The following is an 11749-nucleotide window of genomic DNA, read 5'->3' as shown; positions in this document are numbered from 1 at the left end:
GGGCAGTACGCAGGTAGTCGATGGACAGATCAACAATACGCGGCAGCTCAGACCCACGTGCTAGCCGCATCAAATCCAAGGTGGCTGCCGTTTCCATGAAGGCCGCCACGACACCCCCGTGCAGGGCTGGCAGCAGGATGTTACCGATGTTGCCATCGCGGGGTTCCAGACAAAAAAGTAGCCCCTCACCATGTGGGTCTGCTGAGGCGCTGACACCTAGACGACGGGCGTAGGGAACGCGCTCCAACCAGGTGTCGATATCCGTGCTGTTAAAAGCACTGCTATGAAAAGCATCAGACATGGCCACCCTCCTGTGAACCATCACTGGCAAACAGCGCCTTAGCGAAGCCTGGCGGCGTGTTGCGCTCCCCAAGGCGCACGAAATTGGCGATACCCCGGGCAACAGGCTGCCTGCGGGTTTGCCACACCAGGCCTTCAGTAAACACCACCGACGCGCTGACCGAGACAGCACGCGCCTCGGCAATGATCGCCTGACCTTCCAACGCTGGGCGGTAATGATCGACCCGCAGATCCAAGGTGGGACACACCTCAGGGCTTGGCAGCGCCGGCAGCACAGCGGCCCCGCATACCGTATCAAGTAGCATGGTCAGCACCCCGCCATGCACCAGACCGCGAGCCGGATCACCCAGCAGGTCGGCGTGCCAGGGCAGCCGCAAACGCACGCCATCGGGCCCGGCTTCGATGACCTCGACGCCAAGCTCGCGGGTATGGGGAATAATCGTGACAAAACGCCTTATGGCGCGTTGCCAATCGTCGCGACTCGGCGCAGGAACGCAAGACATGAACCACCTCGGGCTGAACAGGCATACCGGCAGCGCCGGCCTGGAATCAAACGTTTGTATTACGCTAACCGTCATACCCCAGCCTGGCAATAGCCAAGCGACACAGCATTCCTTGCGCCAAAGCAGTTACTGGCCGCCACCTGGCCGCGCTTCACGCCACAGGCGATAGCCTTCCAGGCCGCGATCCACGCGCGTCAGCATCCAGCCGACAATGACCACATCGTCCAGCAGGCCGATTACCAGAAGAAAATCCGGAATCAGATCCAGTGGAGACACCAGGTAGACAAAAGAAGCCAGCATCCACAAGATTGCCTGCCATGGAACCGGCCGATAGCGGCCGCGCACCACATCGGCCAGCATGGGGCCAAACAACCTGAGCGCTCGCCCCATTCGGGCAAAAAGCTGCGGACGACGCTTGAGCCGCTGCAGTGGATTGGGGCCTTTGGGGCCGTTACCGGGACTCGCCATATCGCACAGTCTCCATCGCCGCTTTGCGGTTTGAGGGTGGTGGCCACTTTGGCTGGCTACTTCACTGTAGTTGGGGCACTCTTATGCAAGGTCAAGCATCTTGCCAATGGCTGTTAGCAACCGCATGCTTTACAGCGCCACGCTTACCCCAATCGAGAGACGCACCATGTACTGGCCACCCCGCTCCTTGCCGCGCCGCCTGCCGGCCTTGCTGCTGTGTATTACCCTGCCCTGGCTTTCCACGTCGCTGTATGCCAGCGATGATAACGCGCTGCGTCAGGCGCTGGCATCAGCCCGCGCCGGCGACTGGCAAGCTATCAACCACGGCGCCATTGCTGGCCATCCGCTGGAAGGCTACGTGGAATACCATCTGCTCAAGCGTCAACTCCCTAATGTCTCGGCAAATGAGGTCAACAGCTTTACCAGCCGCTACAGCGACTCACCGCTGGCCGGCTGGATGCGCGGCGAGGCTATTTCCTCCTATGGCGATGCCCGCCGCTATGACGACGTGCTGGCTGTAGCCGACGGTGAGCCCAAGGGCACTGAGCAACGTTGCCACTATTTCACCGCGCTGCTCAGAAGTTCGCCTGAAGCCGCCGCCATGGGTGGCCGCGAGTTGTGGCATGCTGGCCAATCCCAGCCGCCGGCTTGCGACACCCTATTCAGCACGCTGCAATCACGAGGCGCCATCGGCCCGAATGAGAACTGGGAACGGTTGACGCTGGCCTGGCGCGACGGCAACTCGGACCTGATGGACTACCTAAGCAGGCAGACAACCAGCGCATGGAGCTCAGGCCTAACAGCGCTGAGAGACGCCGCCTCGTCTCCGCACCTGCCCGCCCGACTGCCTGACTGCGTAGGCCCCAACTGCAGCGGCAACGGTGCGCTTTATACTGCCATCATGCACAAGGCGACCCGCGCCAACGTAAGCGCAGCACTGGCTGCCTGGCAGCGCTGGTCACCGAGCGCGATCATTGCAGACGAACGCAAGCACGCCATAGAACACGACCTTGCTTACTACATCCTGGCGCGCGATATCGAATCGCAGTACGCCTGGGTTGATAGCGTGCTACCCGCGCTAAACAGTGAAACCCTGCTCGAGCTACGCATTCGCAGGGCCCTGCGCGAACGGGACTGGAGCGGCGTGCTCACCTGGACCAACCTGTTACCGGCTGACGCGGCCGAGAATGCACGCTGGCAATACTGGAAAGGCCGAGCGCTGGAGCAACTGGGTAACAGCAGCGAAGCACAACAAGCCTATGCCAACGCAGCGCAACAGCGCGAATTCTTTGCCTTTGCCGCTGCCGATCGCCTTGGCCAGCCCTACGCCTTGAACCTGTCCAACACCACCGTCAGTGAAAACCTGCGCCGCCAGGTAGCAGCCTTGCCCCCAGTGATTCGTGCCGAAGCACTGCTGCGGATCAACGAGCCGGGGCTGGCCAATAGCGAATGGTATGGTGCAGCCGCCCAGCTGGACCCTGAGCTGGCCCAAGGCCTAGCCGACTATGCCCAGCAACGCGGCTGGCCCGCCCGGCTGGTGCAAACCACCATCGCAGCCAAACAGTGGGACGCCCTGCCATGGCGCTTCCCTGAGGCCTACCGCGATGATTTCCTGAGCTGGGGACGCTCTACCGGGGTTGACCCTTACCTGCTGATGGCCATTGCCCGGCGTGAAAGCGCCTACAACCCTGAAGCGCTTTCACCCGCGGGGGCTCGCGGCCTGATGCAATTGATGCCTGGCACTGCCACCCAGCTCAGCCGTCAGATGGGCATCGCTGACCCAGGGCCTTACGGAATACTCGACCCGGCACTGAACATCCGCTTTGGCAGCACCTACGTGGACGACATGCTCAACCGTTACCAGGGCAACCGCCTGGCGGCAACGGCGTCCTATAATGCGGGCCCCGGCCGCGTCGACCGCTGGCTGGCCAACAGCAACGGCGAGTTTGACCTGTTCGTTGAAAGCATCCCGTTTCGTGAAACCCGTAACTATGTGCAAGCAGTGCTGGCTTACCGGGTGATCTTTGAAAGCCTGGCCAACAACGCCAGCACTCAGGGTGTTTCACTGCTGACCCCCGCCGAGCGCCAGGCTGACTATGGGCCTTCGTTGATGCGCCGCTGAGCCTGGCCACTCACCCAACCACTCAAACGCAGCGTCGACCATACGGTCGACTGCCTCAGCGCCAGCTGCCCCGGCCCATCCTTAACAGGACAGGGCCAGGGCAGTTTTATGCGAACCCTGTTTTGTGGCGAATGATAGGCGTGATTTCACACCGGCTGACGCGTCAGTGCCAGCTTCAAGCCCAGCATTACCAGCACACCGCCGGTCAGGCCGTTGAGCCAGCGTGCAGCGCTGCGACTGCCCAGCCAACCTCCCGCGCTTCCCACCATCACGGCCACGCCAATCTGCCAGATATTAGCAATCACGAAATGTATGCCAGCAAGCCACAGCGACTTGCTCAAGGCGGCATCTCCCGGAGCAATGAACTGGGGCAGAAATGCCATGTAAAAGATGATGGTCTTGGGGTTGAGCACATTGCACAGCAGCCCCTCGCGCAACGCACGCCAGGCAGTGGCTCCGAAAAGCCCGGGCACCCCTCCCCCAGCCACGGCTGCCACCGGCAGCTGATGGCCAGCATGTGCCGCTTTCAGACTGGCCAACCCCAGCCACACCAAGTAACCGGCACCGGCCAGCTTGAGTGCGGAAAATGCCCAGGCGGACTGCAGTAGAATCCAGGAGATGCCCAGTGCCGATATCGTTGCATGCACAAATAGACCCAGGCAGATGCCAAAACTGGTCATCATACCATCACCCACCCCGCCGCGAGCGGTGTTGCGGATGACCAGCAGGGTATCTACTCCCGGCGTCACGCTTAACAGGGTGATAGCGATCAGGAATGACCACAGCTGAGCGTCAAGGGACAAGGGAATCAGCCTTGCTGCTCAGCGTGCTTGAGCGATATCTGATCGTTCAGCGTCCAGAAGTCGTAAAGAATCCCTAAGCCGAACAGACCCACCGTCAGCAGGTAGATCAGACCGCTTATCCACTTACCCATATAAAAGCGGTGCAAGCCAAACACACCCAAAAAAGTCAGCAGCAGCCACGCAAGGGTGTAGTCGATTGGCCCCGCCCGGAAACGCAGATCAGCCTCGCGATCCATGCTTGGAATCAGAAAAAGGTCGATCAGCCAGCCAATGCCCAGCAGGCCTAGGGTGAAGAACCAGATTGTTCCGGTAACAGGCTTGCCGTAATAGAAACGGTGGGCGCCCAGGAACCCGAAGATCCAGAGCAGGTAGCCAATCAGCATGTTATGGGTGCTAGGCGAAGAAGACGTCATCTGGTTCATAAACTTATCTCAAGGGGGCCTTTGGTTGCATGGTGGGCGCTGGACGGCCCGCGTGTTTGTAGCTACAGTAAATCCTGCGAATGGTGAACACAGTGTGTACGCGACAACTTATTGGCGCAATACGGCTGTCGCAACCAGTCGCTGCCTTGGTCAGCAAGCTGAGCATCATCCGTTGTCGTTCGATTCCATCGAAATACAGCCTATGAACTGCTCTCTAGCCTCACCTGGGCAAATCAGGGTGTATGGCAAGGTCGACTGTGACCTGCCACCCCGGCATTAATGATTAGTTAGTTAAGGAAATCGATAAATGGCAACTGGCACCGTCAAGTGGTTCAACGACACTAAAGGCTTTGGCTTCATCTCTCCGGACGATGGCGGCGACGACCTCTTTGTTCACTTCTCCGAAGTTCAGGCTGAAGGCTTCAAGTCTCTGCAGGATGGACAGAAAGTGTCTTTCGACGTCACTCAGGGCAAGAAAGGCCTTCAGGCTTCTAACGTTCGGCCCGAATAAACCCGAAACAGCGCGGTCAGAGCCTAAGGCTCTGAACCGGAGCTTGAAAGCAGTGGCACGGCACGCATATGAGTAATGACCACTGCCCTGCTCACGCAGAAGGTCTGCCAACCGGCAGACCTTTTTTCGCCCGGCTTTTTCACCCGCTTCTACTGCACTTTTTTTATTGCGTCTTTCTTACCACCGGCGTTATTCGCTCTTGGCTTTATCCTTGCCCTGAGCTGACGTGCGGGAGTCACGAATCTCGACTGGCACATCACGCTCGGCTTCCTTGAAGCTTGACTCGATCTGGCGACTAGCTTCTTCAAAGCGCCGCTCGGTTTCCTCCAGAGCCGCCCTGACCTTGGGATCCGAACTTGGCTTCAGGATATCGTCAATATCCTGAGCTCCTGAACTGGGCTTGACCGGACTTTCCTTTTCAACCTCGCGAAAGCGCTGCTCCAGCTCACGCTTGGCCTCTTCAAACTGGCGATCGGTTTCCTGAATGACATCATCTGCATCCTTGTGAGGCTCCAGCGCCGCACCAAGGGTAGATTGAGGTTGATCATTAGACGGCTGTGCAGCCTGGCCCTCGCTAACCTGACTTTCACCGACGTGGCTCTCACCAATTTGACTGTCACGAGACTGTGCCAGCAGCTCAGCAGAGCTCGCCAGGCCGGCAACCAGAATCAACACCGTTAAGTAACGAAAACGCATCAACAACTCCTCTTTAACCCAGTGTTCCGCGAAGGTTATGACATTGACCCTGCCTCAGCGGAGGTGTTCCATCCAGAGAGTATTTTACCTGCCTGCAGCATAGTGCATCAGCAAGTTTTTCTTCATCCAGTCACTGCCACAGAAAGCCCACTGTCTGTCCTACTGTGCCGTGCTAATGAGCTTCAGGACGGGCACTGATCAACGGGCAGTGTGATGGCGCGACAAGTGACAGTGCCAGTGGGTTCATCTTGACCTTGAAACCATCTTTCCAGCAGGGCTCACCGTCCAGCGTCAATGGCATGGTTTCATCGCTCTCAAAACTCAGCCAGGCGCTGCGAAACGTTTCGACATACGTCCCTTTCTGCGGGCGACTCTGCAACTCACGGCGCATTCCCCACATATCGCGCAGCGAAGCCACGTCACGCACCGCGAGCACATCCAGCAGGCCGTCATCAAGCTTGGCGTCTGGTGTCAGGCGAAGCCCGCCCCCCGCGCTGATGCCATTGCCCATCGCCAGCACAAACAGTTCTCCGTCGTGCTCACCATTTTCCCACTCCAGACGCCCGGGGTAAGGGCGATATTGCCAGGCGCGCAGGGCCCCAATCAACGAGTAGGCACCTCCGCCCAGCAGGCGCTTGAGGCTTTTGGGGGTGCTTGACGTGATCTCTGCGCCGAAACCACCGGTGGCCATATTAATGAAGTAGCGGTTATCCATCGATGGGATATCTATCGGGCGAGCGGTCAGCGTCAAGGCCGCAATCAGAGCGCGGTAGGATGACATGGGCAGACCCAACGAGCGCGCCAGGTCGTTGGCCGTTCCCAGCGGCAGAATGCCCAGGTTCGGACGCTGCTTTGCAGGTATTTTCATCAGCCCATTGACTACCTGATGAACGGTGCCATCACCACCGCCGGCAATGACCCGCTCAATGCCATCCTTGCCAGCCTGCTCAGCGAAATGAGCCGCATCGTCTGCACTGTGCGTAATACGCACATCCAGAGAAAACCCTTCTTTGCGACAGTTACTGATCGCGGTGCGTAATGCAAAACGGCGCGCCGCCTTCCCGTTGAGAATCAGTCTCGCCATTAAAAATTCCTTACTGCCGCTCTCAGACCATTACGTCCGATGTGAATAAGGTAACCTGTTCACACATGCCTGCCATCAAGACCCGCACCTGCCTACAATACGTCGTCATGTCACGAAGCACTAACAGGAATTAACAATGATCGAACCCGCCTTTATTGTTGCGGCCTTTGTCGGCGGCCTGGTTGCCCTGGTATGCCGCCTGCCGACACTGGTGGGTTTCCTTGCCGGTGGCTTTGCCCTTAGCGTCGCAGGTTACAAAGCCACACCGTTACTGGAGCTGATTGCTGATATCGGCGTCACCCTGCTGCTATTTAGCATTGGCCTCAAACTCGACGTGCGCACCCTGATCCGTCGGGATATCTGGGGCAGTACCTCGGTACACATGGTGGTATCTACCGCATTGCTGGTATTCCTTCTGGCCGCACTCAAGTGGCTTGGGCTACCCATGCTGGCTGGCACCGGTTGGACCACACTGACCTTGCTGGGGTTCGCGCTGTCATTTTCTAGCACGGTGTTCGTACTCAAGGTGCTGGAAAAGCGTAGCGAAACCCAGACCGCCTATGGGCGGCTGGCTATCGGCATTCTGATCATGCAAGACATCATCGCGGTCATCTTCATCACAGCATCCAGCGGCGAACTGCCAAGCCCGTGGGCACTGGCACTTTTTGTCCTGGTTCCTCTGGCGCCACTGCTTCGACAGCTGTTGGACAGGCTTGGCCACGGCGAGATGCAGATGCTGTTCGGCATGCTCATGGCGCTGGTATTTGGCTATACGCTGTTCGAAATGCTGGGCCTCAAGGGCGACCTGGGTGCCCTGATCATTGGCCTACTACTGGCACCACACTCTGCAGCTCAGACCCTGGCGCGCTCCATATTTAGCCTGAAAGAACTGCTACTGGTCGGCTTTTTTCTCAGCCTGGGGCTTACGGCAGTTCCCACTTGGGATCTGGTAATCATGGCGCTACTGCTGGTGATGATACTGCCGGTCAAGAGCCTGGCCTATCAGCTGGTCCTGATGCGCTTTCACCTGCGCCATCGTACCAGCCTGCTGGCCACGCTGAGCCTGACCAACTATTCAGAGTTTGGCCTGATAATCGGCGCCATTGCGGTTGAAAGCGGCAGGCTGCCTGACGCCTGGCTAGTGGTGCTGTCGCTGGCGGTGGCCATCAGCTTTGCTGCCTCTGCAATACTCAACAACTCCAGCGAGTTTCTATACCGTCTTGCCGAACCGCACCTTCCGCTGATCAACACCAACAGACTAGACCCCGAAGACCGCCCTATTGAAGTCGGCGATGCCGAGGCGGTAGTGCTGGGCATGGGCCGTATCGGGCGCAGCGTTTATCGCCGACTGCAGAAGGAGTACGGCATGCAGGTGCTGGGCATTGACAGCAACCTCAACACCATCGACAGGCTCAAGGACCAGGGCTTCAATGTACTGGCCGGCGACGCCGTAGACTCTGACTTCTGGGAAAAGCTGCTGATGTCATCGAGTGTCCAGCTGGTGGTGCTGGCCATGCCGCATCATGCCGGAAACCTGTTCGCTATCAGCCAGCTGCGCTCGCGTCACTTTGCCGGGCGCATTACGGCCATTGTTGAGTATGCAGAGGAAGTGGAGCCGATTCGCGAGCTCGGCGCCCATGCGGTCTATCACGTCTATGATGAAGCGGGCCGTTCGCTTGCCGACAGCGCTGCCAAAGTTGCCGGGGTCGATTCACGCACCCGGCAACTGGGCTAGCCAGGGGCTCAGGCCAGCGCCATTTCCACCACTTCATAGACGTTGGGCGATAGCGGCTGGGCCTGAATGCGCTCCAGCTCGGCTTTCATCAACACCTGCCTGGCCTCGTCAAAGCGCTGCCAGCGGGTCAGCGGCGTAATGATTCGCGCGGCGATCTCCGGATTCAGACGGTTAAGCTCGATGACCACATCGGCCAGCAGCCGATAGCCTTCACCGTCCAGGCGGTGGAAATTGATGCGGTTCTGGGCAAAAGCTCCGATCAATGCGCGCACCTTGTTGGGGTTGGTCAGCGAAAAGGCCGAGTGCCCCATCAGGAAGCGCACGCGCTCCAGAGCATCGGCTTGAGGGCGGGTCACCTGGATGCTGAACCACTGGTCCATCACGAGAGGATCATGTGCCCACTGATGGCCAAACGCCTTGAGCGCCGGTGCAGAGATGGCCTCGTGGTCACCATGTACCAGCAGTGTCAGGGCATGGCGCACATCGGTCATGTTTGCCCCTGCCTCAAACTGACGCTGAGCAAGTGTCACGACTTCCTCATCGGGCAGGCTCATCAGGTAGGACAGCGCCACGTTTTTCAACTGACGCTGGCCAACCTGTTGCGCAGACGGCGCATAGGGCTCATCGCTCTGATTGGCCTGATATGCCCGGAGCCACAGATCTCGCAGCTCGTTCGCCAACGATTGGCGCACGAACTCACGCGCGGCATGGATGGCATCCACATCAACCAGCATCTGCTGCTCAGCAATATACGCCTCGCTGGGCAGGGTCAGCATCTCAGCTAGCACCGCTTTGTCACCGCTGTTTTCCTCCAGCAGCTGGCGGAACGCATCGCTGAGGCGCGAGTCCATGACCTTTTCCACCCCGTTGCGATGGGCGGCAATCAGATCTTCCAGCGCCAGCATCGAGAGTCGCTGGCCGGCATCCCAGCGGTTGAAATCATCGCTGTCGTGGATCAGCAGAAATGCCAGGTCTTCCCGGGAATACGGCATATGCAGCTTGACCGGCGCTGACTGCCCACGGAGTAATGACACCACGGGCGCTTCCTGGACATCGGTAAACACATAGGTCTGTTCATCGTCACACAGATGAATGACGGACTCGTTGCCCAGCGACTGGCCGTCCAGGGTAAGCGGCAGGTCACGCCCTGACTTGGTTCCCACCAGCCCCAGGCGCACCGGAATATGCAGCGCCTGCTTGTCGAACTGTCCGGGCGTTGCCGGGGTGCGCTGACGCAGGACCAGCCGATACTCGGCGCTGGCATAGTCGTACTCGCCGTGAGCATCAATCTCCGGCGTACCCGCCTGGTCGTACCAGCGCATGAAATGACTGAAGTCTTGGCCTGACGCCTCGGCCATGCAGTCAACGAAGTCCTCGATGGTCACCGCCTGGCCGTCAAAGCGTGCGAAATACAGGTCGCTGCCCTGACGGAAGGCCTCGGGACCGGCTAGGTGGTAAAGCATCCGCACCAGCTCAGCGCCCTTCTCATAGATGGTCAGGGTGTAAAAATTGCCGATCTGGATGTAATGGTCCGGGCGCACCGGATGCGCAGTAGGGCCGGCATCTTCGGCAAACTGGGCGGTGCGGAAGAAGGAGACATCTTCGATACGCTTGACCGCCGCAGAGTTCATGTCGGCGGAAAAAGACTGATCGCGAAACACCGTGAAGCCTTCCTTGAGCGACAGCTGGAACCAGTCGCGACAGGTCACTCGGTTACCCGACCAGTTATGGAAGTACTCGTGGGCCACGATGCTTTCGACACGCTGGAAAGCCGCATCGGTGGCAGTATCAGGGTGAGCCAGCACCGCCGCCGAGTTGAAGATATTGAGCCCTTTGTTTTCCATAGCGCCCATGTTGAAGTCGTTGACCGCTACGATCATGAACAGGTCTAGGTCGTATTCACGGCCGTACTTCTGCTCATCCCAGCGCATAGCGCGCTTGAGCGAGGCCATGGCGTGATCGGTCTTGCCAAGATTCTCTTTCTCGACCCAGATCTCAAGCGCGACAGTGCGCCCGCTCATGGTGGTAAAGCTGTCTTCAACGCAATGCAGATCACCCGCGACCAGCGCAAACAAGTAGCTAGGCTTAGGGTGCGGGTCTTCCCAGGTCACGAAATGCCGTCCATCGGCCAGCTCGCCGCGCTCGACCGGGTTGCCGTTGGACAGCAGCACGGGCTCGCGGCTGGCATCGCCAATCACCGTGGTCGAGAAGGTCGCCATCACATCCGGGCGGTCAGGATAGAAGGTAATGCGGCGAAACCCTTCGGCCTCGCACTGGCTACAGAACATGCTGCCGGAGCGATACAACCCTTCTAGGGCGGTGTTGTCCTTGGGCGCAATCTCAACCTCAGTCTCAAGCAGAAAGCGCTCGGGCGCGCCCTCAATGCTCAAGCCATGCTCGTCAACCTGGTACTCGTGTTCGTCCAGTACTCGCCCGTCGATAGCCAGCGAAACCAGGCTCAGCTGCTTGCCATCTAGCCATAGCGGTTCACCCACCCCGCGCTCAGGATGACGCTCCAGCTGCAAGCTAGCCTTGACCCGGGTAGCCCCAGGGTCAAGCTCGAAAGTCAGCTCAGTATGGATGACCCGGTAAGCGGGGGGACGATAATCGGCAAGATACGTTGCTTGGGGCGCAGACATGCGGGATAGACTCCAGTCAAAAAAGCGAAACCGACCAGCGCTGTCACATGGAATTGGCCCAAGGCCGCGCTATGCTGGTGGCCGGCTTATAAAATCAAGTAATCAGAAACAATGACAACCATTGTAAATCGCGTAGCGCCTCAGACTCAAAGCGCTAGCGGCAAGTGCTGTTCAGCTTCAGCGGGGTACGGGGGGTACACTCGGTTCCGGACGTGTGACGATCCACACCGCAATGCCAACCAGCCCACTAAATAGCAGCCCCTTGCCCCACCAGACTAGATCGCCAAAAGCGATCACAACAACAGATATGGTCAGCAACAGGCAGGCCAGTACCTTGGCCCGCCGCGGAATGGCGCGTTCATGTTCCCAGGCCAGGATTGCCGACCCGAAGCGTGGGTGACCACGCAGCCAGGCCGCAAACTCCGGCGAGCTGCGCGATGCAGCCCATACGGCAACCAGCATGAAT

Annotated in this window: 12 protein-coding genes; 3 read left to right on the top strand and 9 right to left on the bottom strand. The window is 58.9% G+C overall.

Annotation, left to right across the window (positions count from 1 at the left end; translation table 11 throughout):
• From ACTH3D_RS10585 to ACTH3D_RS10575, 3 genes are all read right to left on the bottom strand, one after another.
• Window positions 1–301 (bottom strand): PaaI family thioesterase (locus ACTH3D_RS10585; protein WP_441667049.1); only part of this gene is annotated, 301 nt, incomplete at its 3' end.
• On the bottom strand, window positions 294–803 hold the full coding sequence (locus tag ACTH3D_RS10580; protein ID WP_441667048.1) for a PaaI family thioesterase: 510 nt from the start codon (window positions 801–803) through the stop codon (window positions 294–296). The genes ACTH3D_RS10580 and ACTH3D_RS10585, both read right to left, overlap by 8 nt.
• Before the next feature lie 126 nt (window positions 804–929).
• Window positions 930–1271, bottom strand: a complete 342-nt coding sequence (locus tag ACTH3D_RS10575) for a YkvA family protein (protein ID WP_441667047.1) — start codon at window positions 1269–1271, stop codon at window positions 930–932.
• Between the two features lie 166 nt (window positions 1272–1437).
• On the opposite strand from ACTH3D_RS10575, the gene ACTH3D_RS10570 reads away from it, so the two are divergent.
• Entirely contained in the window at window positions 1438–3393 is a 1956-nt protein-coding gene (locus ACTH3D_RS10570) for a transglycosylase SLT domain-containing protein (RefSeq protein ID WP_441667046.1), read from the top strand.
• A 146-nt stretch (window positions 3394–3539) separates the two neighbouring features.
• Here the strand turns inward: ACTH3D_RS10570 and ACTH3D_RS10565 are convergent, their stop codons facing one another.
• Window positions 3540–4196, bottom strand: a complete 657-nt coding sequence (locus ACTH3D_RS10565; protein ID WP_441667045.1) for a LysE family translocator — start codon at window positions 4194–4196, stop codon at window positions 3540–3542.
• 5 nt (window positions 4197–4201) lie between these two features.
• Window positions 4202–4618, bottom strand: coding sequence for an NINE protein (locus ACTH3D_RS10560; protein ID WP_441667043.1), 417 nt, complete (start codon window positions 4616–4618; stop codon window positions 4202–4204).
• Window positions 4619–4925: 307 nt separating this feature from the next.
• Between ACTH3D_RS10560 and ACTH3D_RS10555 the strand changes: the two genes are divergently transcribed.
• On the top strand, window positions 4926–5129 hold the full coding sequence (locus tag ACTH3D_RS10555; protein WP_027966264.1) for a cold-shock protein: 204 nt from the start codon (window positions 4926–4928) through the stop codon (window positions 5127–5129).
• A gap of 189 nt (window positions 5130–5318) precedes the next feature.
• On the opposite strand, the gene ACTH3D_RS10550 is transcribed toward ACTH3D_RS10555, so the two are convergent.
• Together ACTH3D_RS10550 and yegS are read right to left on the bottom strand one after the other, a co-directional pair.
• The gene (locus ACTH3D_RS10550) at window positions 5319–5825 is read right to left on the bottom strand and encodes a hypothetical protein (RefSeq protein ID WP_441667042.1); all 507 of its coding nucleotides are present in this window, start codon (window positions 5823–5825) and stop codon (window positions 5319–5321) included.
• 172 nt (window positions 5826–5997) lie between these two features.
• On the bottom strand, window positions 5998–6909 hold the full coding sequence (gene yegS / locus ACTH3D_RS10545) for a lipid kinase YegS (RefSeq protein ID WP_441667041.1): 912 nt from the start codon (window positions 6907–6909) through the stop codon (window positions 5998–6000).
• 136 nt (window positions 6910–7045) lie between these two features.
• On the opposite strand from yegS, the gene ACTH3D_RS10540 reads away from it, so the two are divergent.
• The gene (locus ACTH3D_RS10540) at window positions 7046–8644 is read left to right on the top strand and encodes a cation:proton antiporter domain-containing protein (RefSeq protein ID WP_441667040.1); all 1599 of its coding nucleotides are present in this window, start codon (window positions 7046–7048) and stop codon (window positions 8642–8644) included.
• An 8-nt stretch (window positions 8645–8652) separates the two neighbouring features.
• On the opposite strand, the gene pepN is transcribed toward ACTH3D_RS10540, so the two are convergent.
• Window positions 8653–11283 (bottom strand): aminopeptidase N, encoded by a 2631-nt coding sequence (gene pepN / locus ACTH3D_RS10535; RefSeq protein ID WP_441667039.1) that lies wholly within the window; start codon window positions 11281–11283, stop codon window positions 8653–8655.
• A gap of 177 nt (window positions 11284–11460) precedes the next feature.
• The coding region (locus ACTH3D_RS10530) for a YbaN family protein (RefSeq protein WP_441667038.1) at window positions 11461–11749 on the bottom strand (289 nt) is incomplete at its 5' end.

Origin of the sequence: Halomonas sp., from assembly GCF_052095765.1 — a bacterium.
In the GTDB taxonomy this organism is placed as follows: Bacteria; Pseudomonadota; Gammaproteobacteria; order Pseudomonadales; family Halomonadaceae; genus Halomonas.
The sequence above is the reverse complement of the archived record's forward strand: the minus strand, read 5'-3'. Positions and strand labels throughout refer to the sequence as shown.

What these genes read in the sequence shown, in the direction of transcription:
- ACTH3D_RS10560 (WP_441667043.1), bottom strand. Translation starts at nt 4,618, where the DNA reads ATGAACCAGATGACGTCTTCTTCGCCTAGCACCCATAACATGCTGATT.
- ACTH3D_RS10555 (WP_027966264.1), top strand. Translation starts at nt 4,926, where the DNA reads ATGGCAACTGGCACCGTCAAGTGGTTCAACGACACTAAAGGCTTTGGC.
- pepN (WP_441667039.1), bottom strand. Translation starts at nt 11,283, where the DNA reads ATGTCTGCGCCCCAAGCAACGTATCTTGCCGATTATCGTCCCCCCGCT.
- ACTH3D_RS10550 (WP_441667042.1), bottom strand. Translation starts at nt 5,825, where the DNA reads ATGCGTTTTCGTTACTTAACGGTGTTGATTCTGGTTGCCGGCCTGGCG.
- yegS (WP_441667041.1), bottom strand. Translation starts at nt 6,909, where the DNA reads ATGGCGAGACTGATTCTCAACGGGAAGGCGGCGCGCCGTTTTGCATTA.
- ACTH3D_RS10575 (WP_441667047.1), bottom strand. Translation starts at nt 1,271, where the DNA reads ATGGCGAGTCCCGGTAACGGCCCCAAAGGCCCCAATCCACTGCAGCGG.
- ACTH3D_RS10540 (WP_441667040.1), top strand. Translation starts at nt 7,046, where the DNA reads ATGATCGAACCCGCCTTTATTGTTGCGGCCTTTGTCGGCGGCCTGGTT.
- ACTH3D_RS10580 (WP_441667048.1), bottom strand. Translation starts at nt 803, where the DNA reads ATGTCTTGCGTTCCTGCGCCGAGTCGCGACGATTGGCAACGCGCCATA.
- ACTH3D_RS10570 (WP_441667046.1), top strand. Translation starts at nt 1,438, where the DNA reads ATGTACTGGCCACCCCGCTCCTTGCCGCGCCGCCTGCCGGCCTTGCTG.